The organism is Bacteroides ilei, assembly GCF_900128495.1.
GTDB lineage: Bacteria > Bacteroidota > Bacteroidia > Bacteroidales > Bacteroidaceae > Phocaeicola > Phocaeicola ilei.
The window spans coordinates 3558455-3583079 of record NZ_LT635801.1 but is presented as its reverse complement, the minus strand read 5'-3'; the positions used below and the strand labels follow the sequence as shown (position 1 = coordinate 3583079).

Annotated in this window: 23 protein-coding genes and 1 riboswitch; of the genes, 10 read left to right on the top strand and 13 right to left on the bottom strand. The window is 44.3% G+C overall.

What is annotated here, in order from left to right; genetic code table 11:
• Nucleotides 1-139: 139 nt before the first annotated feature.
• A complete protein-coding gene (locus tag BQ7489_RS15355; RefSeq protein ID WP_072531788.1) occupies nt 140-844 on the bottom strand; it encodes a hypothetical protein in 705 nt (234 codons plus the stop codon).
• Nucleotides 845-1325: 481 nt separating this feature from the next.
• Nucleotides 1326-1419, top strand: a riboswitch (TPP riboswitch).
• A 61-nt stretch (nt 1420-1480) separates the two neighbouring features.
• On the opposite strand from BQ7489_RS15355, the gene thiS reads away from it, so the two are divergent.
• The 7 genes from thiS (at nt 1481) to BQ7489_RS15320 (ending at nt 8025) form a co-directional block, all read left to right on the top strand.
• A complete protein-coding gene (thiS, locus tag BQ7489_RS15350) occupies nt 1481-1681 on the top strand; it encodes a sulfur carrier protein ThiS (RefSeq protein ID WP_072531787.1) in 201 nt (66 codons plus the stop codon).
• Nucleotides 1671-2297 (top strand): thiamine phosphate synthase, encoded by a 627-nt coding sequence (locus BQ7489_RS15345; RefSeq protein WP_072531786.1) that lies wholly within the window; start codon nt 1671-1673, stop codon nt 2295-2297. The genes thiS and BQ7489_RS15345 overlap by 11 nt, the downstream gene beginning before the upstream one ends.
• Before the next feature lie 68 nt (nt 2298-2365).
• Nucleotides 2366-3142 (top strand): thiazole synthase, encoded by a 777-nt coding sequence (locus tag BQ7489_RS15340; RefSeq protein WP_072531785.1) that lies wholly within the window; start codon nt 2366-2368, stop codon nt 3140-3142.
• Between the two features lie 15 nt (nt 3143-3157).
• A complete protein-coding gene (gene thiC, locus BQ7489_RS15335; protein WP_072531784.1) occupies nt 3158-4858 on the top strand; it encodes a phosphomethylpyrimidine synthase ThiC in 1701 nt (566 codons plus the stop codon).
• Nucleotides 4859-4896: 38 nt separating this feature from the next.
• Nucleotides 4897-6033 carry a 2-iminoacetate synthase ThiH gene (gene thiH, locus BQ7489_RS15330; RefSeq protein WP_072531783.1) on the top strand — a complete coding sequence of 379 codons (1137 nt, stop codon included), beginning with the start codon at nt 4897-4899 and terminating at the stop codon, nt 6031-6033.
• A gap of 104 nt (nt 6034-6137) precedes the next feature.
• Nucleotides 6138-6830 (top strand): HesA/MoeB/ThiF family protein, encoded by a 693-nt coding sequence (locus tag BQ7489_RS15325; RefSeq protein WP_072531782.1) that lies wholly within the window; start codon nt 6138-6140, stop codon nt 6828-6830.
• A 55-nt stretch (nt 6831-6885) separates the two neighbouring features.
• Entirely contained in the window at nt 6886-8025 is a 1140-nt protein-coding gene (locus BQ7489_RS15320; protein ID WP_072532233.1) for a pyridoxal phosphate-dependent aminotransferase, read from the top strand.
• A 92-nt stretch (nt 8026-8117) separates the two neighbouring features.
• Here the strand turns inward: BQ7489_RS15320 and BQ7489_RS15315 are convergent, their stop codons facing one another.
• A complete protein-coding gene (locus tag BQ7489_RS15315; RefSeq protein WP_072531781.1) occupies nt 8118-10049 on the bottom strand; it encodes an NAD(+) synthase in 1932 nt (643 codons plus the stop codon).
• Nucleotides 10050-10195: 146 nt separating this feature from the next.
• Here BQ7489_RS15315 and BQ7489_RS15310 point away from each other — a divergent pair, with 146 nt between their 5' ends.
• The gene (locus BQ7489_RS15310; RefSeq protein ID WP_072531780.1) at nt 10196-10612 is read left to right on the top strand and encodes a Fur family transcriptional regulator; all 417 of its coding nucleotides are present in this window, start codon (nt 10196-10198) and stop codon (nt 10610-10612) included.
• 62 nt (nt 10613-10674) lie between these two features.
• Nucleotides 10675-11226: an NADH peroxidase gene (locus BQ7489_RS15305; protein WP_072531779.1), complete on the top strand. Its 552-nt coding sequence runs from the start codon at nt 10675-10677 to the stop codon at nt 11224-11226.
• Between the two features lie 165 nt (nt 11227-11391).
• Here BQ7489_RS15305 and secG read toward each other — a convergent pair whose 3' ends face one another.
• The 6 genes from secG to BQ7489_RS15275 form a co-directional block, all read right to left on the bottom strand.
• Nucleotides 11392-11757 carry a preprotein translocase subunit SecG gene (gene secG / locus BQ7489_RS15300; protein WP_072532232.1) on the bottom strand — a complete coding sequence of 122 codons (366 nt, stop codon included), beginning with the start codon at nt 11755-11757 and terminating at the stop codon, nt 11392-11394.
• A 9-nt stretch (nt 11758-11766) separates the two neighbouring features.
• Nucleotides 11767-12531 carry a hypothetical protein gene (locus tag BQ7489_RS15295; RefSeq protein WP_072531778.1) on the bottom strand — a complete coding sequence of 255 codons (765 nt, stop codon included), beginning with the start codon at nt 12529-12531 and terminating at the stop codon, nt 11767-11769.
• A 12-nt stretch (nt 12532-12543) separates the two neighbouring features.
• A complete protein-coding gene (locus BQ7489_RS15290) occupies nt 12544-13023 on the bottom strand; it encodes an LptE family protein (protein ID WP_374044786.1) in 480 nt (159 codons plus the stop codon).
• A gap of 37 nt (nt 13024-13060) precedes the next feature.
• Nucleotides 13061-14353, bottom strand: a complete 1293-nt coding sequence (locus BQ7489_RS15285; RefSeq protein ID WP_072531776.1) for a sigma-54 interaction domain-containing protein — start codon at nt 14351-14353, stop codon at nt 13061-13063.
• A gap of 67 nt (nt 14354-14420) precedes the next feature.
• Nucleotides 14421-17060 carry a DUF5686 and carboxypeptidase-like regulatory domain-containing protein gene (locus BQ7489_RS15280; protein ID WP_072531775.1) on the bottom strand — a complete coding sequence of 880 codons (2640 nt, stop codon included), beginning with the start codon at nt 17058-17060 and terminating at the stop codon, nt 14421-14423.
• A 246-nt stretch (nt 17061-17306) separates the two neighbouring features.
• Nucleotides 17307-18614: an inositol-3-phosphate synthase gene (locus tag BQ7489_RS15275; protein ID WP_072531774.1), complete on the bottom strand. Its 1308-nt coding sequence runs from the start codon at nt 18612-18614 to the stop codon at nt 17307-17309.
• A gap of 314 nt (nt 18615-18928) precedes the next feature.
• Between BQ7489_RS15275 and BQ7489_RS15270 the strand changes: the two genes are divergently transcribed.
• Complete coding sequence (locus BQ7489_RS15270) at nt 18929-19825, top strand: PfkB family carbohydrate kinase (RefSeq protein ID WP_072531773.1); 897 nt, start codon at nt 18929-18931, stop codon at nt 19823-19825.
• A 12-nt stretch (nt 19826-19837) separates the two neighbouring features.
• Here the strand turns inward: BQ7489_RS15270 and BQ7489_RS15265 are convergent, their stop codons facing one another.
• Genes BQ7489_RS15265 through BQ7489_RS15245 form a run of 5 tightly spaced genes read right to left on the bottom strand, consistent with a single transcriptional unit; the run spans nt 19838 to nt 24618 of the window.
• Entirely contained in the window at nt 19838-21049 is a 1212-nt protein-coding gene (locus BQ7489_RS15265; RefSeq protein WP_072531772.1) for an MFS transporter, read from the bottom strand.
• A 30-nt stretch (nt 21050-21079) separates the two neighbouring features.
• Nucleotides 21080-21805: an HAD family hydrolase gene (locus BQ7489_RS15260; RefSeq protein WP_072531771.1), complete on the bottom strand. Its 726-nt coding sequence runs from the start codon at nt 21803-21805 to the stop codon at nt 21080-21082.
• Nucleotides 21798-22805 (bottom strand): lysylphosphatidylglycerol synthase transmembrane domain-containing protein, encoded by a 1008-nt coding sequence (locus BQ7489_RS15255; protein ID WP_072531770.1) that lies wholly within the window; start codon nt 22803-22805, stop codon nt 21798-21800. Before BQ7489_RS15255 ends, BQ7489_RS15260 begins: the two co-directional genes overlap by 8 nt.
• Entirely contained in the window at nt 22802-23752 is a 951-nt protein-coding gene (locus tag BQ7489_RS15250; RefSeq protein ID WP_072531769.1) for a CDP-alcohol phosphatidyltransferase family protein, read from the bottom strand. Before BQ7489_RS15250 ends, BQ7489_RS15255 begins: the two co-directional genes overlap by 4 nt.
• Nucleotides 23749-24618 (bottom strand): ATP-grasp domain-containing protein, encoded by an 870-nt coding sequence (locus BQ7489_RS15245; RefSeq protein ID WP_072531768.1) that lies wholly within the window; start codon nt 24616-24618, stop codon nt 23749-23751. Before BQ7489_RS15245 ends, BQ7489_RS15250 begins: the two co-directional genes overlap by 4 nt.
• Between the last annotated feature and the right edge of the window lie 7 nt (nt 24619-24625).

The window sequence follows — 24625 nt, the reverse complement described above, 5'->3', positions numbered from 1 at the left end:
TTGTATCTTGTTTGTTTTACCAAAAAAGTTATCCTGTCTTTTTACCTAAACTAAAAACCCATCAATAACATTTTCATAAAATCTACCACATCTCCAGTTGTTGTATCTTGTATTCTATTTATAAATGATAACAGCTTTTTCAGAAACTGAGACCGACTACGAAATAAGCACCCTCGGTAGCCGGATTCCAGGTGGCCTTAGCGAAAAGCGGAAGTGAGAAAGAATCTGTAATCGTAATATCTTTCGATGCTCCTACGCTGACATCGCATACTTCAAAACCGTTCGCTCCACCGTTATAGAATGTAGTGGCCCATGGTGTAGCACCGATTTCAGCAGTCCAGTCCAGACCGCCCAGGCGGAACGGTGCTGCCACTGATATATAGGAAGAATAGGCACGTTCACCGTCTTTATTCAATCCGTCATTTCCTGCAAAATTAGTATACCAGTTTACCGCCAACGGACCGAAATCATAGCCCACCTGTGCTTCAAACACATGGCTGGTATTATGGCTTCCATAATGAAGGTAACCGGGACCGTTGTTAAACCAATAATCGGTAACCGATACACTGAATCCACCGGTAGAATAACCGAGGCAAAGATCGAATTCTTTCGTATCTTCCTTTTCGAACCCTACAGACCCCCAGCCGGACAGAGAGAAACCTTTATAACCGATAGAAGCCGACGGCTGGATACTTACATTACCCAAATCCTGGCCACGCCAGATGTAACCGCTTACAAGGTCAACACCGACGCTCGCCTCTACCTCATCCTGAGCTTGTGAAACTGCCGGAAGTGCCATGGCAGCCGCCAACAACAACATTCCTTTCTGATACTTCGTTTTCATTTGCTTTAGATTTTAATTAATACCTATATTACTTATTACCTTACGAGTTTCAATCTTCAATCCTTTTGAAACTTAAATATGATTATCTGTAACTTTTTGTATTACCGATATGCAAATGTACGTCTTTTTGCTTTACAAAACACATAATAGCATTATTTTTGTCGAATTTTTTAACCGACATTTCATTCTGAAATAAAATTGGCACTTATAATAACAAATTAAAACATACCATCATATCAATATTATCATTTTGAAATCATCAAAAACACACACAAATTAATTTGCTTTAAATACTACAATTAAAATATCTTTTTGCTACCATAATACGCAAATACCTATCATTTACACAAAGAATATATCAAAAATGGAAAAGCTGTAAAAACAACCGTCACAGATAACATAAAGAAAAGTCGGCTTCATCTTTCAGAAAAATAACACTGTTCAGCCCTCAGGTTTCAAAAAATACCGTATATTTGCAGACGTTAAGACAAAGGGGTGCCCATTAAGCGGCTGAGATCATACCCTACGAACCTGATGCGGTTAGTACCGCCGAAGGGATTGTTACAGCATGACACTCTTCTCGAATCCGCTAGCACTCTTTGGATTACTTTCTTCACCTTTTTAATATACACTAATATGAAAGTACTAGTAAACAACAAAGAGACAGAACTTACGGGCGGAAATACCATCGCCGATTTGGCCAAACTGCTGGAGCTCCCGGAAAAAGGGGTAGCCATCGCCCTGCATAACCGCATGGTTCCGCGTGCACAATGGGCCGAACAGGAGCTGCAGCCGAATGACAGTCTGGTTATCATCAAAGCAGCTTGTGGAGGATAAGGCCATGGAACTGCAATTCATCACACATTTTACCGACAGGTTCTCTTATTCTGATTCGGCCCGTATGGCCCTGGAAGGAGGATGCCGCTGGATACAGCTCCGGATGAAAGAGGCAACTGCCGAGGAACTGGAAAAGGAAGCCCTGTACATACAGGATCTGTGCAGGCAATACGATGCGACATTCATCATTGACGACCACGTAGAGCTGGTGAAAAAAATACATGCCGACGGTGTACATCTGGGAAAAAAAGACATGCCGATAGCCGAAGCCCGCAACATACTGGGAAAAGACTTCATCATAGGAGGGACAGCCAATACATTCGAAGATGTGGAGGCACATTACAAAGCGGGAGCCGACTACATCGGATGCGGACCTTTCCGCTTCACCACGACCAAAAAGAACCTGAGTCCTATATTGGGACTGGAGGGATACCGTTCCATCGTTTCACGGATGAAAGAAAACGGCATCCGGATTCCGATTGTCGCCATAGGAGGTATCACCTATGATGACATTCCGTCTATCATGGATACCGGAGTCACCGGCATTGCACTGAGTGGGACCATATTACGCGCCGACGATCCCGTAGCCGAAACCAGACGCATCATGGCCCTATAACAATATCAACATATCACATATCAACTTAATAAATAAAAGAAGAAACGACTTTTTTAAACTATATAACAATGGAAAAACTGATTATAGCCGGCAAAGAATTCAACTCCCGCCTGTTTTTGGGAACCGGCAAATTCAACTCAAACCAAGTGATGGAAGATGCCATCCTTGCATCCGGCACAGAAATGGTAACTGTAGCCATGAAACGAATCGAACTTGAAAACAAGGAAGATGACATGCTCCGCCATATCACTCACCCCCATATCCAACTGTTGCCTAACACTTCAGGAGTACGTACCGCCGAAGAGGCTGTATTTGCAGCCCAGATGGCACGCGAAGCATTCGGTACCAACTGGCTGAAACTGGAAATCCATCCTGATCCGCGCTACCTGCTCCCGGATTCGACCGAAACGCTGAAAGCGACGGAAGAACTGGTCAAACTGGGATTTGTGGTATTGCCCTACTGCCAGGCCGACCCGACATTGTGCAAGCGCCTGGAAGAAGCCGGAGCAGCCACAGTAATGCCGCTGGCTGCCCCTATAGGTACAAACAAAGGACTGCAGACCCGTGACTTCCTGGGTATCATCATTGAACAAAGCAATGTTCCGGTAGTTGTAGATGCAGGTATCGGTGCCCCCAGCCATGCCGCTGAAGCCATGGAAATGGGTGCTGCAGCATGCCTGGTAAATACAGCCATTGCCGTAGCAGGTAACCCTGTAGAAATGGCAACAGCATTCAAAGAGGCTGTCATTGCCGGCCGGCGTGCCTACGAAGCCGGATTGGGTATACAGTCGGAAAACCTGATAGCTTCCGCATCCTCTCCGTTAACAGCCTTCTTAAACCAATAACCCCACAGACATATTATGGAAAAAGACAAAGACAAAAAAGCTTACGCACACGCCGAAAAGGCTTACATGCAAGGAACACTCTACCCGTTTGTCAAGGTAGGTATGCAGAAAGTAAACCTCACACCGACTGTAGAAATCGTAAACGGGGAGAAAGTCACGACGCCGAACGCACCGGTATATGTCTATGATACCAGCGGCCCGTTCAGTGACCCGACTATCAAGATCGACCTGAAAAAAGGACTTCCCCGTATGCGTGAAAGCTGGATTCTGGAAAGAGGCGACGTGGAACAGCTTCCTTCCATCACATCCGAATATGGAAAGATGCGCCGTGACGACCGTTCACTGGACCACCTGCGTTTCGAACACATAGCTTTGCCTTACCGTGCCAAAGCCGGCAAATGCTGTACACAGATGTACTACGCCAAAAAAGGAATCGTTACACCCGAAATGGAATATGTAGCCATCCGTGAAAACATGAACTGCCGTGAACTGGGCATCGAAACCTACATAACACCGGAATTCGTCCGTGATGAAATAGCCGCCGGACGTGCTGTCCTCCCGGCAAACATCAACCATCCGGAAAGCGAACCGATGATTATCGGCCGCCAATTTCTGGTAAAGATCAACACCAATATCGGGAATTCGGCCACTACCTCCAGCATTGAAGAAGAAGTGGACAAAGCGGTATGGAGCTGCAAATGGGGAGGCGATACCCTGATGGACCTTTCTACAGGAGCCAACATACACGAAACACGTGAATGGATTGTACGTAACTGTCCGGTTCCGGTAGGTACCGTACCTATCTACCAGGCATTGGAGAAAGTGAACGGAAAGGTAGAAGACCTTACCTGGGAAATCTACAAGGATACACTTATTGAACAATGCGAACAGGGAGTGGATTATTTTACTATCCATGCCGGTATACGCCTGCACAACGTACATCTGGCCGACAAACGCCTTTGTGGAATTGTGAGCCGCGGCGGATCCATCATGAGCAAATGGTGCCTCATCCATAACCGGGAATCATTCCTGTATGAACATTTCGACGAAATATGCGATATCCTCGCACAATACGATGTAGCCGTATCATTGGGCGACGGTCTCCGTCCGGGCTGTATAGCCGATGCAAACGACGAAGCACAGTTTGCCGAACTTGACACCTTGGGCGAACTGGTTCTCCGTGCATGGGACAAGAATGTGCAGGCATTCATTGAAGGTCCGGGACATGTGCCTCTGCACAAGATCCAGGAAAACATGGAACGCCAGATCAAGCATTGCCACAACGCCCCGTTCTACACCCTGGGCCCGCTGGTTACCGATATCGCTCCGGGATATGACCACATCACGTCTGCCATCGGTGCCACACAGATAGGCTGGTTGGGTACCGCCATGCTATGCTACGTAACTCCGAAAGAACATCTGGGACTCCCGAACAAAGAAGATGTGCGTACAGGAGTAATCACCTATAAAATAGCCGCACACGCCGCCGACCTGGCCAAAGGACATCCGGGTGCACAGATCCGCGACAACGCCTTGAGCAAAGCACGTTACGAATTCCGCTGGCGTGACCAGTTCCACCTGAGTCTTGATCCGGAACGCGCCCTGGAATATTTCCAGGAAGGGCGCCATACCGACGGCGAATACTGTACGATGTGCGGCCCGAATTTCTGCGCAATGAAACTGAGCCGTGACATCAAGGATGTCAAGAAAGCCTGACCAAAGGCAAATACAGAACCATTAAACATTAATATATTATGTTTTCAGACGAATTGGAAAAAATAAGCTGGGAGGAGACGACCAAAGCCATCTACTCCAAGACGGAAGCCGATGTGCTCCGGGCACTGGGCAAATCACATTGTGATGTAGACGACTTTATGGCACTTATCTCACCCGCTGCCGAAAAACACCTTGAACCGATGGCCCAGCTGAGCCGTAAATATACTGAGGAGCGTTTCGGGAAAACCATTTCAATGTTCATCCCACTCTACCTTACCAACTCATGCACCAACTCGTGCGTGTATTGTGGCTTCCACATCAGCAACCCGATGGCACGTACCATCCTGACCCCCGAAGAGATAGAGAATGAATACAAGGCTATCAAGAAACTGGCTCCGTTCGAGAATCTGCTGATCGTGACCGGAGAGAACCCTGCCAAAGCTGGTGTCCCCTATCTGGCAAAGGCACTCGATCTGGCAAAGCCATACTTCTCGAACCTGAAGATTGAAGTCATGCCATTGAAGACTGAAGAATATGCCGAACTAGTAAAACACGGACTGAACGGTGTGATCTGTTTCCAGGAAACCTATAACAAAGCCCGTTACAAAATATACCACCCGCGTGGCATGAAATCTAAATTCGAATGGCGTGTCAACGGTTTCGACCGTATGGGACAGGCCGGAGTACACTCAATCGGAATGGGAGTACTTATCGGGCTGGAAGACTGGCGTACAGATGTCACCATGATGGCATACCATCTGCGTTATCTGCAGAAACATTACTGGAAAACCAAGTACAGCGTGAATTTCCCCCGTATGCGTCCGGCAGAAAACGAAGGTTTCCAACCCAATGTGATCATGAGCGACAAGGAACTGGCACTGGCTACATTTGCCATGCGTATCTTTGACCATGATGTGGATATCTCTTATTCCACACGTGAACCGGCATACATCCGTGACCATATGGCTACGCTGGGAGTAACTACCATGAGTGCCGAAAGCAAGACCGAACCGGGTGGATATTTTACCTATCCGCAGGCACTGGAGCAGTTCCACGTAAGCGACGAACGTACCGCCGTTGAAGTAGAGAATGCCTTGAAAGCCATAGGACGTGAACCGGTATGGAAAGACTGGGATGCCTCCTTCGACGGTTACGCCACTGCACACCAGGCATAAAGGAAACGGACAAAAACAACCAAAACAGACATATTGAAAGCCGGGCTTTTCGGACCCGGCTTTCTTTTTCTGATAATATTTCCACATATTTAAGGACATTGACTATGAACGAACGATATAGCCGCCAGACCATGCTCCCTGAAATAGGGGAAGAAGGACAGAAAAAACTCGGCCAAGCCAGCGTACTGATTGTAGGTGTAGGCGGACTGGGTTCTCCCATCGCCCTGTATCTTACCGGAGCCGGTGTAGGAACTATAGGCTTGGTAGACGATGATGTAGTGAGTGAAACGAACCTGCAACGCCAAGTCCTCTATTCCGAACCGGAATTAGGACTGCCCAAAGCAACACAGGCCCAGAAACGATTAAGTGCACTGAACCGCAACGTACATATCATAGCCTACCCCACCCGGCTCACAGTAGAAAACGCCAAGGAACTGATTTCAGCGTATGACATTGTAGTAGACGGCTGTGACAATTTCGAAACACGCTACCTGATTGACAAGACTTGCAAGGAACTGGATAAAGTATATGTATACGGAGCCATACGGGCTTTCGACGGACAGGTATCCGTATTCAACTACAAAGGCGGGAAAAGCTACCATGATTTTCTTCCGGAAACAGAAACCCAAGGCATGCCACTCCCTCCTAAAGGCGTAATGGGAGTTACACCAGGAATAGTAGGATGTGCCGAAGCCAATGAAGTGATCAAGATTATAACCGGATACGGTGAAGTGCTTGCCGGAAAACTGTGGCAAATTGATTTACGGACTATGGAAAGTTTTATCATACAACTATAAAACATCCGTCAAAAGGATAAAATTGAATAACTTTGTGGCCAAACAAGTCAAAGACATGAACAAAAATATCGAAAAGCTTACACCCTTCCTCGTAATGGACGTACTGGAAAGGGCAAATGCCCTTCAAAGAGAGGGTATAGACATTATTCATCTGGAAGTTGGAGAACCTGATTTTGACATTCCGGCATGTGCCCGCCTGGCAGCCCAACAGGCATACAGTGAAGGCTATACCCATTATACCCATTCTCAGGGAGCCTTTGAACTCAGGGAAGCAATATCCCGTTTCTATCAGAATGAATATGGAGTAACGATATCGCCCGAACAGATCATAGTAACCAGCGGTACCTCACCCGCACTGCTCATGTTGATGCTCATGCTGTGCGAACCAAGCTCGGAAGCAATCATTACCAACCCGGGATATGCCTGCTACCATAATTTCATCGAAGCTGCCGGAGCCGTCCCTATTCAAGTGAATCTGAACAAGGAAAACCAGTTCCGTTTCGATGTCGAAAAAATTAAATCTGCAATCACATCCCGAACACGCGCCCTTATCATCAATTCACCGATGAATCCTACAGGCGCCGTCCTACCGGAAGAAACCCTTAAGGAAATAGCAGGACTTCCAGTCCCGGTCATATCGGATGAGATCTATCACGGACTGGTTTATGAAGGCCGTGCACATTCCATTCTGGAATATACCGACAAGGCATTCGTCCTGAACGGATTCTCCAAACGTTATGCCATGACCGGCGCACGCCTGGGATATGTAATAGCCCCGAAAGAATATGTCCGGACATTACAGATCATGTCACAGAATTTTTCCATATGCGCTCCGAGTGTAGCCCAGAAAGCTGGAACCGCCGCATTGAAAGAAGGTAATCCGGCAGTGGAACAGATGAGAACAGTCTATGATGAACGCCGCCGCTACATGCTCCGTCGCCTGACAGAAATAGGCTTGCCCCCTATATCCGAACCGCAGGGAGCCTTCTATATCTTTACTGATGCATCTGCCTATACGGACGATTCCTACAAGTTTGCGTTCGAACTTCTTGAAAAGGCTCATGTAGGTGTAACTCCGGGAGTCGATTTCGGAAGTCAGGGAGAAGGGTGTCTGCGCTTCTCCTACGCTAACTCGCTTGAAAATATAGAGGAAGGAATGGCACGGATTGAAAACTTCCTGCAACTTCACAAATAAAGAATAACAAAAAAGCCTGTCCGACCCCGTCGAAACGACAAGTCCGGACAGGCTAATAAATTTATAGCCATATCATCTTTCTATCCTAGAAATTACAGCTGTTCACACTCCTGCAGCCATAATGCAGAACTGGCATCGCTAGGCATACGCCAGTCACCACGGGGACTTAAGGAAACAGACCCCACTTTCGGTCCGTCGGGCAAACAGGAACGTTTGAACTGCTGGTTAAAGAAACGGCGGCAGAAATTGACCAGCCATTTCTTGATGGTAGCATCATCATACATACCCTTAAAGGCAATCTGAGCCAGATAATAAATCTTGGCAGGACGCGAACCGTAACGCATAAAATGATACAGAAAAAAATCATGAAGCTCATACGGACCTACCAGATCTTCCGTCTTCTGCTTGATATTCCCGTTCTCGTCGGCAGGAATCAGTTCCGGACTAATGGGGGTATCAATGATATCAAGCAAAGTGGCACGCGACTCCTCGTCCACTCCTGTCATCGCCACCCAATTGACCAGGTAACGGACCAATGTCTTCGGAATACTGGTGTTCACCGCATACATCGACATGTGGTCGCCGTTATAGGTGGCCCATCCCAGAGCCAGTTCAGACAAGTCGCCCGTACCTATCACCAGACCTCCTGTCTTGTTTGCATAATCCATCAGAATCTGGGTACGTTCACGTGCCTGTCCGTTCTCATATGTTACATCATGCACAGCCATATCCTGACCGATATCCTTGAAGTGTTGGATACAAGCCTCACGTATCGGAATTTCAAGCGTAGTAACCTGCAGGGACTTCATCAAGCTTAAAGCATTATGATAAGTACGGTCGGTGGTACCGAAACCAGGCATAGTTATACCTACTATACCCTCACGTGAAAGCCCCAACTTGTCGAAAGTCTTCACACAGACAAGCAATGCCAGCGTAGAATCCAACCCGCCGGAAATACCTACCACCACTTTACTGGCATGGGTATGCACCAAACGCTTGGCAAGACCGGCCACCTGAATAGAGAAAATCTCCTCACAACGGTCGTCGAGCAATTGCCCTCCGCACGGAACAAACGGATGTGGCTCCACCGGACGCGTCAATACAGTATCCTTCTCCGAACAAAGATCTACCGGAATCCTCACCGTTTCACCACCCTTGAAATTGCGTATACTCTCAGAAAACGTCGTATTCACGATACGTTCCGTACGCAGACGCTCTACATCTATTTCACTCACCACCAGCTGTTCACTGAACGAGAAGCGTTCGGATGCAGCCAGCAGAATACCGTTTTCATAAATCAACCCGTTTCCGGCAAACACCACATCGGTAGTCGATTCACCGAAGCCGCAGGAAGAAAAGACATATCCGGCCAGACAACGTGCCGACTGCTGGGCCAACAACGAACGGAGGTATTGGTGCTTGCCGATATTCTCCGTATCGGCCGACAGATTAAATATAACTTCGGCACCCTTCAACGCCAAGGCAGAGCTGGGAGGAACCGGAGCCCATACATCCTCACACAATTCTATACCGAAACACAAATCGGCCGATTCAAACAGCACATCCGTCCCTACCGGCACCTGCTGGCCACAGAAACGTGCCGTTACACCCTCCGATAAAGACGTGGCCGGAGCAAACCAGCGCTTCTCATAGAATTCCTTATAATTAGGCAGATAAGTTTTAGGTACAGCAGCCAGAATCTTGCCCCTCTGGAACACTACAGCACAATTAAACAGCATGGAACTTACCCGTAGCGGTATACCTATAATGGAAATGATATCCAGCTGGCGGGTATTCTGCAACAGTTGCATCAAAGACATCTCTGCCTGTTCAAGCAACAAATTTTGGGCAAAAAGATCACCACAGGAATAACCCGTTATATTCAACTCAGGGAACACCACTATCTGCACTCCCTTATTTTCAGCTTCAACAATCAATTTCTCAGTCTCACAGACATTGAACTGACAGTCGGCCACCTTCAATGCAGGTACGGCGGCGGCCACTTTCACAAAACCATATTTCATATTCACTGTTTATATAACAGATGCAAAGATAAACAATATTAAATTCCGACCTAAAAAAAGTGATTTATGTTTTGGATTTAAAGAAAAGTTTATATCTTTGCCTTTGAATTAAAATTGTAACAATTACAAATATATATAAGACTAAAATGAACGTTTACGAATACTTGCTAAGTTTTAATATCAAGCCATCCGTTCAACGCATTGCCATTATGGATTACTTGCTGAAGCACAAGACTCATCCGTGCATAGATGAGATTTACCTTGCCTTATGCAAAGATATCCCTACCCTCTCGAAAACTACAGTCTACAATACACTGAAACTGTTTATTGAACATGGGGCTGCCCGCATGCTTACGATAGACGAACGGAACGCATGTTTCGACGGTGATTTAAGCACACATGCACATTTCCAGTGTAAGGCTTGTGGAAAGATCTATGATATTCCCATCCAAGAGGAAGAAAAGAAAGCCGGCACACTGGCAGACAACGGATTCACTATTGATGAAATCCACCATTATTATAAAGGTATCTGCCCCGAATGTCAGACAAAGAACAACAACTAGAACTTAAGCCTTGTGCTTATATAATTTATTAATATATACTAATAACTTAAACTTTAACAATCATGAAAAAATTTATCTGTACTGTTTGTGGTTACATTTATGAAGGTGAAACAGCTCCTGAAAAGTGTCCGTTATGTAAAGCTCCAGCTTCTAAATTCAAAGAATTGGAAGAAACTGTTGACGGTCTCCAGTTCGTTGACGAACATGTAATCGGCGTAGCAAAAGGTTGTGACGAAGAAATGATCAAGGACCTGAACAATCACTTCATGGGTGAATGTACAGAAGTCGGTATGTATCTGGCTATGAGCCGTCAGGCAGACCGCGAAGGCTATCCAGAAGTAGCAGAGGCTTTCAAACGCTATGCATGGGAAGAAGCTGAACACGCTTCAAAATTCGCTGAATTGCTGGGCGACTGTGTATGGGATACCAAGACTAACCTTGAAAAACGTATGAATGCCGAATGTGGTGCATGCGAAGACAAGAAACGTATCGCAACTCGTGCTAAACAGCTGAATCTGGATGCTATCCATGATACAGTTCACGAAATGGCTAAAGACGAAGCACGTCATGGTAAAGGTTTCGAAGGTCTGTACAACAGATATTTCAAGAAATAATTACTGGCGTAAGCAAAAAATCTTATAAAAGGGCTGTCCCGTATTGACGGGATGGCCTTTTTTATATCATTATGCGTAACCTCCCCAATTCCCAATTACAAAAAAATGGCTTTCCATAAGTGGAAAGCCATTTCTATAATATCTTGAACGATTAAAATTACCGGATTATTTGGCAGAAGTTGAATCGGTTGTTGACGGAGTTGTCGTTTCACCAGCTTGTGGAGCAGCAAAACCGGCAGGAGCGTTCAACGGGTTCGTTTTCTGTTCCTTTACGGCCTGATCTAAAATAACAGACGAATCTTCTGCAGCCTTTGGAATCACGTACGCCGTAGCTATACTTACTACAACCATAAAAATAGCCAGACCCCAAGTCAGTTTTTCAATAAAATCGGTTGTCTTCCGAACTCCCATAATCTGGTTTGAAGCTGCAAAACTGGAAGAAAGACCTCCTCCCTTAGAGTTCTGTATCAATACTACAAAGCACATCAATACAGCTGCAAGTACCATTAATCCTACAAATAAATAATAAATCATTTTCTCTTATTTTGATTTAGCGTTAATAATCAGTTTTTCCAAAAATCTAATTTGGTCTGCAAAATAAGTATTTTTTTTTGGATATTTCAAATTTAATTTTTTAATTATTTCAAGAGCCTTGTCATATCTCTTCTGTTTCACATAAATTTTAGCCAAGGTTTCCGTAAAATACCGCTCATCGGAATCTTCTTCTTCGGTCTCGTCCGTTTCCTCCTCCGACCGGGTATCTTCCACATAATCCTGTCGAGAATCAGGCAGCGTGACGGCATCCATACTCTTACCGACCCCTTTATCACGTTCAATAAAGTTATCTATCAGCTCCTGACCCTTCAAAGGCGGTACATCACCAGGCACAGAAGTATCTTCCTCCATAAGTATTGAGGTATAGTCCACATTCACATCTGCCTGGACCGGTAATTTATCCTCATCCGGACAGTCTGGCATATCCGAAAGAAAACGGTCTATCAAGTCCAGAGTACGGTCAGTATCGGACACCCTTTCCTTCCTTTCGGCCGAAGGGTGCTTCTTTATGGCAAAACGTTCCCCTTCAATATAATAGAAAAGCATACTCAAATCTGCGACATAAAGAGCACTTTTCCTTAATTCCTTCTTGAAATCAGTGTCCTGTATCAAAAACAAATTCTTCAGATAAAGCAGACGGGCAGTCTGAAAATAAGGATAACGAGCTAATAGTTCCCTCAATGCATGCAGACTTTCCTTATCCAATAATTCCGGATGCCGGATCCATTCCAATAAACGCTGCTGTATCATGGCACCTTCAAATTACCAGTTGGCTACTGTTGCATTAAAGATCTGGTCCACTATTTCATCGATCATCTGATCAACCAACTCTTCCTGTACCGATGAAAGCTGCAAAGACGACTGATATTCCCTGCTCGCCGAGAACTGTTTATCAGTAAAATCTTCCGAATGGTTCGAATTATTCACAAAGTTCACACTGACAGTCATACGTAATTCAACCATCGTTGAATAACCGTCCGAACCCACACCTTTGTTATAGGCATCATAATTCACAATCTGTCCAGATAACTCCAAATCACCATTCTGCCGTACCTGTTTCAGACGGGTCTGGCGCATAAAGATATCCTGCAAGGCCGTATTGAACATCGATTCCATCGGACCCCACACGAAAGCAGATGAACGGTTCGGGAAATTCTCGAATGAAATGGTTTTCACTTTATCATAATTGATGGATGCCCCGTTGAACTTATAGGATATTGTACAAGCCACCAGCATAACCATCGTTACCGACAACAAAGATGCTATTTTCCAATATTTCTTAATCAAGCCCATATTCCTTTATTTTGCGATAGAGCGTACGCTCTGATATTTTCAAATCATTAGCTGCATTCTTACGCTTACCGTGATGGCGTTCCAGCGCCTTACGGATCATCTCCTTCTCCACTTCATCCAAAGAGAGATTCTCTTCTATGTATTCTTCCGTATCCTGAACCTCAGGCATTTCTTCAGGAACCGGAGTCGTCACCTTCGAAATCTTTTTGACAGGAGCTATTGCCGGATTAACGGAAGGAACAGAAACTACAGGCGGTTCCTGAACCAGGCTGAGAGGATCCTGGATATATTGTACAGGAGCATCATCTACATGCCCTCTCTGCCCACCGGCACGCTCGGCCATGATGTCATGTACAAGCTTTTTCAGTTCGGTTACATCCCTGCGCATATCAAACAAAACCTGATACAATATTTCACGTTCACTTTCAAATCCTTTCCCACCTGACGTCCCTTTTACACCCAATAACGCCGGAAGTCCTCCGGACACTTGCTGGGCGGGCAGGTAGTTCTGCAATATTTCGGCCGTAATGTCCCGATTGGTCTCAATAATAGAAATCTGCTCTGTAATATTCTTCAACTGACGGATATTTCCCGGCCATGAATAAGCAGTAAGCGCACGCTTGGCATCTTCTGTAAGCTGGATAGCAGGCATCCTGTACTTTTCGGCAAAATCGGATGCAAACTTACGGAACAGCAGCACAATATCGTCCGGACGCTCACGCAATGGGGGAACCTTGATAGGAACCGTATTCAACCGGTAATACAAATCTTCGCGGAAACGACCTTCGGCAATAGCATCGTTGAAATTCACATTTGTAGCCGCCACAATACGGACATCGGTTTTCTGCACCTTGGAAGAACCTACCTTTATATATTCACCAGACTCCAGTACACGCAACAGACGCGCCTGTGTAGACAAAGGCAATTCTCCTACCTCATCCAGAAAAATGGTACCTCCGTTCGCTTCTGCAAAATATCCGTTACGGTCACTGATAGCTCCTGTAAATGCCCCTTTCTCATGGCCGAACAATTCCGAATCAATGGTGCCCTCCGGAATCGCTCCACAGTTCACGGCAATATACGGACCATGTTTACGACGGCTGAACTGGTGTATAATCTGAGGAAAGCTTTCCTTACCTACCCCACTCTCACCTGTCACCAGAACGGACAGATCGGTCGGTGCAACCTGCATAGCTATATCGATTGCACGGTTCAAACCTTCGGTATTACCGATAATGCCAAACCGCAACTTAATATTTTGTATCTCTGATTTAACCATATGTCTTTTATTCTATAATGACAAAATTACAAAAAGTTTAAGACTCTCAGCAATTCTGGCAAAAAAATTAGAATACCGTACGAATCATGAACCGGATGCCCCATTTATTGGCCGTAGGCAGATTGTTGTAATTCAGACGGCGTACATACTCTACATGCAGCAGCTTGAATATATTATGAATTCCGACACTGATTTCAACATAAGGCTTTTTAGGGTCCATAACATAACTGGACGTTCTGTACACTCCATTCTCATCATAATGGCCGGGGAACAGCATCAGGTCGGGATCACTTGCATTTTCAGCCAGAAATGGATTATTCTTGTCGGTAAGCTTACCCCACAGACATTTCACTCCGATAAACTCACGCCATTTCAGTTTGTTCAATAAAGGAATCCTGTTAAACAGCTTGCCCTGCATATTCCATGACACATCCAACGATGCGTAACGGTCATTCAGGAACTCCATATTATTGATCAGGTTAAACGTTTCATCCTGAATGATATACGACAAGTTAGCAGCCGGCATAATCAACAGCGGGAACGGAACCTTATTCCATTGGATTCCTCCCTTGAGGTGCGTATCGATATTTCCCCACGAGCTCAGCCACCACCGTTTATAGAGACCGGCTTCGGTCATATTATAGGTATAATCCGAACCTAAAACCCCTTTGAGGCCAACCGTATGCGACAAAGTGAAGACCGGAGCATCCAGATTAACCGGCAAACGGCGTTGTTTTGTATTCACAAAAGTTTCTCCTGGCGCATAACGCAATGCAAAAGTAGCTTCGGCTACCGTAAAGTCATGTACATTATAAGGTGACTTCACCCAATCATTACCAGTCAGTTCTCCATTCTGTATTGCCTCGTTCAGCAAACTTTCTCCAGCCATCGTACGGTAAAACAGCTTGCCGCATGGCTCATAATTGGAATGTTTGAGAATGACCGTTGTCCTCAATCCAGACAACTGTTCCCGTTCATACTTGATACTGGCCGTACGTTCATAGTTATACTGGTCTACCGTGCAGACCTTAAACGAAGTAAACACGTTATCCTTATCGGTAGCCATAAACTTATCCGTCGGTAACATGTTGTCATACGAATAAGAGAAAGTCAATGAATTGATAGGATACTCACGCGGAAGATATTCCTTCTTATTGAAAGAATATTCAATTTCCCCCTTATATTTCGACTTTTCATCCTTGAAACCATATGCATAATATCCCCTTAAAAACAAATGAGGATTCAAATTGGCCGTAGTCTGTGCCGAAGCACGCAAACGTAATCCGTCAATATAATTCTCGGAAATGATAGTGTTGATCGGTCCTATATCCACCTTACTTGGATGATCCTTTGAGCCTGTCTCCACAAAATTCTCGATAAACGCCTTTGCCACAAATATGATATACTTGAAGCCTTTTATCTTGCCCAGATTATCTACGAACTGGTCCATCTTACTTTCCGACCGGGTCAATTGCGTAGGACGATACTCATTCCAGAAATCATCCCCCTGCATCATGGCATTCACATCCTTTATTTCCTCTCCTTTCCGTTTAAAGATACGATCCGGAATTTCTTCAAAACCGAAATCGGAATAACGGGTTGTCCGCCTTACCTGGAATGAGCCAAGAAGTTTTTTCAGGTAAGAAAGTTCACACAACATGTCGTCTTCCGCCAACACCCATTCACCGGTAGACAGTTCCTCAAACTTTTGAGTTATCACCATATGGTCTACAAAATTGATATCAGTCTTCTTAGGAAGGTTCATGATGCACTGCTTGACGCGGAACGTCGAATCGGCCAAGATATAGAGATGTCCCGTGAACCCAAAATCCTGTGAATTATTCGGCACAAAAGTCAGATGGAAACAACGTTCCTTATCGATATCCAACGTATCCATGATATAGTAGCGGTAAAATCCGATACCGGCATTCGAGACCGGACTGTCAAACGGATACTGCAAAAAGCGGAAACGATCCTGATAGATATTGATATCCTGAAAAACATCTTTCAAGACTGTAGTCAGCATATCTCCCGTATTAAAAAGTTCATTTACACCAGACGAATTCAAACCCTTGATAATAGTCTTCTCACTATGCGGTTCCTTGCGGTAAACTTTCTGGGAAACTGTTTCATCAACAGAAATCGGCAATATATTCTTGCCTGTCACATCACAGACTTCCACCTGATCTCTGAAGAAAGGATATTTCTTGAACAGATTCGACTCCTTCAAAGAATCCTGTGTAATGTTATTCAAAGAGAAAGTGATTTTCTGATACTTGTTATAACTGTAATAATCCTTTTCTTCCAGGTTACTTGCCTTCTTGGCATTAATAACCTTTTTCATCAATTCTACGGCAGGATTATTTTTTCTGGAATACTTTTCTTTTTTAGGCTTCACAATAACCTCATCCAATACGAGATCCGACTTCATCTTCAAATTCAACTCTCCAGTTCTGGCAGATACAGAAATAACCTGTGTGGCATAACCTACCATTGAAAAGGTCAATTTATTCCAACCTTCATGATAATCAATAGAGTATTTACCATCAATATCGGTTATTGTACCAACCCCTTTCCCCTCATAATATATATTAAGATAAGGAATCGGATCTCCTGTATCGGAATCTGTTACAACTCCATGTATCTGCCCGAAGACATTCAATGCACAAAGCCACAATATAATTACCGACAGTAATTGTTTTATCATAATAACAATCTAGCTACACTTAAATTTCTACAGAATTCAGGCGAAATTACTGCTCTTAATTCTATTTGGCAAATAGGCACATGGAAAAAATGATAAATAGACCGACTTTTATGTAGTATTAACCATTTTAATAATCTATTTTAAAAACGTTAATACCCACATTCCTCCAAACATCAGAGGCCAATCCTCACGGACCGGCCTCTGCAAATATATAGTAAAAACAGAAAACAAAAATATTTACATGCATTAGTCTATTTCCTCATCAGCTTCGTATCCGCCCATTTCACGCAGGGCATTCTTCAACATAACATACTGCTGGAACAGATGATTTACAGGAATCTCACCTTCTTCATAGTTATGCATCGGACTCTTCAAGAAGAAGCTCAGGAAACGCTGGATACCATAACGACCCGCACGGGCTGCCAGATCGCTCAACAGAACCAGGTCCAGACACAACGGAGCTGCCAGAATCGAATCACGGCACAGGAAATTAATCTTAATCTGCATCGGATATCCCATCCATCCGAAAATATCGATATTATCCCATCCTTCCTTATTGTCATTACGTGGAGGATAATAGTTGATACGTACTTTATGGTAATAATTGGTATACAGATCAGGCTGGTTTTCCGGAACCAGAATGGATTCCAATGTAGAAAGCTTACTTACTTCTTTCGTATGGAAATTGGCCGGTTCATCCAAAACCAATCCGTCACGGTTTCCAAGAATATTGGTTGAGAACCATCCCGACAATCCGAGGCAACGGGTACCGATAATCGGAGCGAAACCTGATTTGACCAATGTCTGTCCCGTCTTGAAATCTTTACCCGCAATAGGCATCTTGGTCTTCTCGGCAAGCTCCCACATAGCCGGGATGTCGACTGTTGTATTAGGAGCCCCCATGATAAACGGAGCACCTTCCATCAACGCCGCATATGCATAACACATGGATGGGGCTATATGCTCGCGGTCGTCCTTCTTCATGGCTTCTTCCAAAGCAGCCAAAGTTCCATGGACATCCTCACACACAGGAACATAGATTTCTGTAGATGCAGCCCAAAGCACGACAATACGGCTACATCCATTCTTTTCCTTGAAATCATGTATGTCCTTACGCAGCTCCTGAACCATGTCCCAACGGGTAGCACAATCCTTCACATTGTTACCGTCCAGACGTTTGGCATAATTATGGTCAAAAGCTGCCTTCATAGGAACAATCTTTTCCAGTTCATCCTTAACCGGATTGATGTCTTTTTCCTTCAACACTTCACAATTGATGGCAGACTCGTAAGCGTTGGCCGGATATACATCCCATGCACCGAAAACGATATCCTTCAAATCTGCAATTGGAACGATTTCATTATAGTGAAGATATTTTTTATTGGCTCCTCTTCCGACACGGATCTTATCATATTGAGTCATTGAACCGACAGGTTTTGCCAGTCCCTTACGAACCATCAACACGCCTGTCATAAAAGTGGTCGCTACTGCACCTAAACCTACACACAGCACACCAAGTTTACCTGTAGCTGGCTTTACATTCATTTTTTCCATTTTTCAAATGTGTTTTTCTCTTTATCCTAAATCACAAAGTTATATAATTTTAATGTTGTCAAATGTAAGACTTTGTTTTGAATTTATTTACTTTTCCCCTAAAAAAATCTGCAAGAATCAGAAGAATTGGATATTTTTTCAGATAAAACAGACAAGAAAAAGAGAAATACGCTTCTCCACTCTAACAAAAAGTATTCCAAAACGGTAACAAGCATAAATAAAAACTGAGATAAAAACCTGAAATCTTACCACAAATCAAGGTAAAAGCACTATATTTGCAGTCATTTTGGGTAAAAAAGAAAATTGCAGTTAAAATGAATGACATCTGTTGTATCGGACACATAACATTAGACAAAATTGTCACTCCCAAACAAACCACATACATGCCGGGAGGTACATCGTATTATTTTTCACATGGGATCAATCATTTGAACAATAAGAAAAACTATAAACTGGTAACAGCCTTAGCTCCCAGCGAAATCAAAGCGGTAGAAGAGCTTCGAGAAAAAGGAATTGAAGTAAAAGTTCTGCCCAGTCGGCATACGGTCTATTTTGAAAACATCTATGGGGAAAACCAGAATAACCGCAAACAGCGGGTATTGGCAAAGGCCGACCCTTTTACGGTAAATGACCTGAAAGACGAAAACGCACGCTTTTACCACCTGGGAAGTCTGCTATCGGATGATTTTTCACTGGATGTCATCAAATACCTCTCCCAAAAAGGAACCCTTTCGGTCGATGCACAAGGATATCTGCGCGAAGTAAGAGGAGAACAAGTCTATCCGGTCGACTGGAAAGACAAGAAAGAAGCACTGAAACACATTGATATTCTGAAAGTCAACGAGCATGAAGCAGAAGTCCTTACAGGTTCAAAAGACTATGAAGAAGCTTCTACCCTATTGGCCCAATGGGGAGTAAAAGAAGTTCTGCTTACATTGGGCAGCGAAGGATCATTGATTCTGGCCGAAGGGAAATTCTATAAGATTCCAGCCTATCCGCCTACAGAAATAGTTGATGCGACCGGATGTGGAGACACCTACATGCTGGGATATCTCTATATGCGCAACCAGAATGCATCGTATGCTGAAGCAGGTTGCTTCGCCGCCGCCATGTCTACCATCAAACTGGCCAAATCCGGTCCATTCTGCGGTACGGAAGAAGAAGCCTTGAAAATTGTCAGAGAAAGCAAACTACAAGCTATTGCCCTTTAACGCTCCTCCCCTTCAGGAGCGATGAAGGACAGACAATACTTTTCGGGCATATACCCACACTACCATGTATCCGACCAAAGGAACAACAAAAGCAAAGGCAATCGTCGTCATATCGGCTACATATCCCATCAATAACGGACCAACGACACCTCCAACCGGTGACATCATAAGAAAAGATGAAGCCCGTTTGGTATGTTCGCCCAATCCTTTCAACGCCAAGGCAAAGATTGTAGGAAACATGATCGCCTCAAAAGCATATCCCAATATCAATGCAACCATGGAAATCCATCCCAAATTGAACATCACCACAACAGTAGTTATCACTGTACCGGTAGCACAATAAAGCAACATTCTTTCCGCATAGACCCTACGCATGATCCAACTGCCCAGAAACCGTCCGATCATGAACAGACTCAAGCCGCCGAACGAAAGGACCAGAGAAGCGTCACGGGCACTCATCCATTGTTGGTCTACCACATAGTTGATAAAAAAGCTGTTGATGGATATCTCGCTCACTTCATAGGCAAACAAAGCCACCAGACCAAATACAAACAGACGATGTGACCACAATCCTACTTTACGGCCGGTGGTATCTACCTCAACCTCATGCCTGATTTCGGGCAACTGCACACGTGAAAAGACCAATGCGACCAAAAGGACTACGACTCCCATACCGGCATATGGAAGAGCTACATTTCCACCACCTATTTCTCCGTTGTCCGAAAACAGAATCACACCAGCTATTATAGGAGCACATATGCACCCTAAACCATTGAATGACTGGGCAAAATTCAAGCGACTGGCAGCCGTTTCCTTCGGACCAAGTTCAGTCACATAAGGATTAGCCGCAGTCTCCAGAAACGTCAGTCCACAGCCGATAACGAATAAGGAAAACAGAAAAAAGTTGAACGACATCCAATATTGTCCTGGAATAAACAACAATGACCCTATTCCATATAACAGAAGTCCCAATACAACACCTTTCCTATATCCGAATCGGGCAATAAACAGACCTGCCGGAACCGCCATTATGAAATATCCCAGATACATGGTTGCCTGAATCATGGCCGAATGGGCCCTCGTAATGGACAACAGTTCCTGAAAATGTTTGTTCAATACATCCAATATTGCATGTGCGAACCCCCATAGAAAAAAAAGGGATGTCAAAAGGATGAACGGAATAATATATTGTTTTGCGACAAGTGCTGTCTGCTGATTTTTCATCTTCTATCAAATTAAATCCTTTAATATAATTCAGGGTATGTACTCCAACAACTCGGGAAGATCAGTAATGATCAGATCCGGAAGAGATTCATCAATCTCTTCATTTCCCCATCCTTCTCCCTTCAACCAGGCTGCCTTACACCCTACCGACTTTGCCGGTACAATATCCTTCGAAAAAGAATCACCCACCACCAGAACATTTTCGGCAGCGTATCCCATTGCCTCAACGCCCAAACGGTAAATAGCAGGATCGGGTTTACGTACACCAACCACGGATGACTCCACTATACTTGAAAAACAGTCATACAATTGAAAATCTTTCAATATAGTCTGTATATTCCCATAAAAATTGGAGACCAATACCAGCTTATAGCGTCCTGAAAGTTCTCTGACTACCGGACGGGTACGTTTCATAACGTCAATGACATACTGGTAACAAGCGGAAGCTATATTCAAAGCATAACTCTTACCTACAGCAACACTGCCGTCCAATTTACAGTTTTCCACCAGATAGTTTATCTGCAATCCGGTCTTGATACGGAGTACATCCAAAAAATTATGCTCAGGTTTCACCAACGGAACTTTTGCCAACGTACGTTCACCATATACATATGCTTCACGGAATTCCTCCTTCGTTACAGGAACACCGGAAAGCTGATATTTCTCCCATAAAACTTCCGCCCAATGACGGCTGTTCGTATCAATGGTACCACCATAATCAAAAATGATACCTTTCAAATCTGTCAACTTATTCATTCTTATTGATTTTTCCGGTGCCGTTACCCACTTTCATCAAAAGCACCCCGATAACAATCCAAATTAATTCACGTACACGCGTAATCAGTCCGGTATAGATACCGAATGCACTCGATATAGCCAGCCCTCCCGTAGCCAAAGCGAATCCGCCTTCACGTGCCCCCAACTGCATGGGGGAAAAGAAAAACAAATTCGCAAACAATGATGTAAATGCCATAATTAATATACACGACAGAAAACTTACATCGGAAGTCAGAATATTCAAGATGAAGAATACTTCCAGACAACCTGCGATACGGGCAAGAAACTCAAGTCCAAAAGACGCATAAAAAGTGAGTTTGCGCTGCTTGTGCAGTTCCGCAATCTGAGCGTCTACCCGCTCCAGACTATCCATTCTTTCCTGAACAAACCTTCTCGCCCATTTCCTTATGTAAGGAACATGACACAACAACTTGAGTGTACGCACAGCCATACCATGTTTATATCCTTTCATAAAAAAATAGATAGCCAGTACACAACAAGCACCGACTACAGCCAACAGGACTCCCATACCTACATTTACCGGTTCAAAGGCTATGTACAGAAACACAGAAAAAAGCCAGAAACAGAAATGGGAAAAAATATGCATCATCACATACAGGATAACCGATGAAGTAGCTTTACTTCCCCCCACATAGGGAGTAAGTTCCATAATCCGGTACGGCTCCCCTCCCATCAGTCCTACAGGAGTGGCATAATTCAAGGCAAAACCGGAGATAGTCAGTTTATAGACTTTCCAGAATGGTACCTCAGCATGTTTCCCGTCACGGATAATAATATACCATGACCATGCATTCAGCAGATAAATAAAGACCCACAAAAGGATTACCGCCGGAAACCAATATCCGGCTTTCTTCAGATTCTGCCACAACTCCTGATAGTCCATATCGAAGGTGCAGAGCATCACGATTATGGCAAATATACCGAAGAACCAAAATATATTTCTAAACTTTTCTTTCATTTGTCAGCGTATTTTGCATAAAGAGCAGCACACATGGCCTCATGTCTGCGGTGCATATAAACAAACAATAATGTCATCACTACTATCTCAAAAACAAAATACAGCCAAGGCTCCCCTATCAGCAAGCTGATATACAATGCAATAGCCCGGGTATTGAAAGTGAGGATATTGGTATATTTCATCAATGGAAGACTACCCTTACGGAATTCATCCCGCAAATCCTGAGGGATATCTTCACCGTATTTCTGCTGCACAAACGTATAGAAACGCTGGAAGTTAGGGGTCATCTGCTCCTGCTGACGGGTATAATTACCATAGAAGTAAAGAAACATTTTCCACCAAAAATTACCTTTCCATGGCAAGCTATGCATAATTTCCCGCTGCTGTCTGAAATTATCCAGCTCACTCCCTGCTTTTCCTTTCAGGAAAAACAGATGGATATTCCGGTAATAATCGGCCAACGTACATTGTTTGCTGTGGCAGACTGTACCGGAAACAAGAGCCAGAAGCCAGATAAATATCCCCCAGGTCCAACCTTGTTCCGCTCCGATATGAAAAGGCAACGGCTGGTCTGTAAGCCTTAAACAAATGGCAAAATAAATGGAAAAGAACCAGATATCTCCAGCAAAGCCATCCAGCATACGCCCCCAACGGGTTTTCTTACCGGTCATCCGTGCCAATTGCCCGTCACAACTGTCATAATGATTCGCCCACATCAACAGCAAAATACCAATGATGGTATGCGTCATATCCGGATAATAGAACATAACCGCTGCACCTATGCCTAAAATAATAGACAGGATAGTCACAACATTCGGATGCACCCCCAGACGCTGAAAGAACAAAGCCCAGACATAACCGATAGGACGGTTGAAATGAATATCCAAAAACTCTTCGGTATCCATCGACTTGAAAGACGCTTCAAGTCCCTTTTTCTCCCCACTCATTTTCTTTCCAGTTTTGACATGATACGATTATATATACATTCGGCAATTTTAGGCGCAGCCTCCTCACGGCAACGGGCGAAACTAGGCCAGTCATTAAAATCTATTATACGGATTTCACCGGTCTTTGAAACGACACAATCTCCTCCGTAAATCGGCACATCCAAAGCTGTAGCCGCCCGGTTTCCATACTCTTGAAGTTTTTTGACATCAAACGGATAACCTCTTGTCTCACCGTTGATGGCCTCCAGCCCAAACTTACTGTGCGACTGTTCACTCGGATAGAAAGTATAAAAGAAATCAGTCCCCAAGACTCCATAAAACTTGACCAGATCACCGACCAAATGTTCATTTACCACTGCTACAGGAATTCCCCGGCGACGGAAATCCGCCATAACATGTTCGGCCTCCTCCTTACATTCCACATAGACTACATCTTCCTTTACAATGGCATGGGAATTTCCCCGTTTAATCCAACAAGGAAATACATCCGGTGTAAAGGCTCCGTCTGTCGGAATGATGAAGCTTTCCGGATGAGGTACCCCATTGGCAATCAACAGTTCTGTCATCTCCTTACGGACACAATTGTCAATGCCATATGCTGAATTGACCACTAACGCTCCTTTATCTTCCAACTCTTTCAGCCGATTGACTGTAGCACGGTCACGTGCCATATCAAAAATAATATCAGCCTCCAGATTCTCTTCTACAAACTGTTTTTCGGGACAGATTACGACATCAAACCCTTTTTTTTCCAATTCATGTGCCGTTCCCTGAAAAATAGCAGCATCATTTCCTACATGATTAGGTGAATACTCGTTACCTCGGCTGACTCCGAGTAAGCGAATTTTCTCTCCTCTTCCCAACATTTCTCTG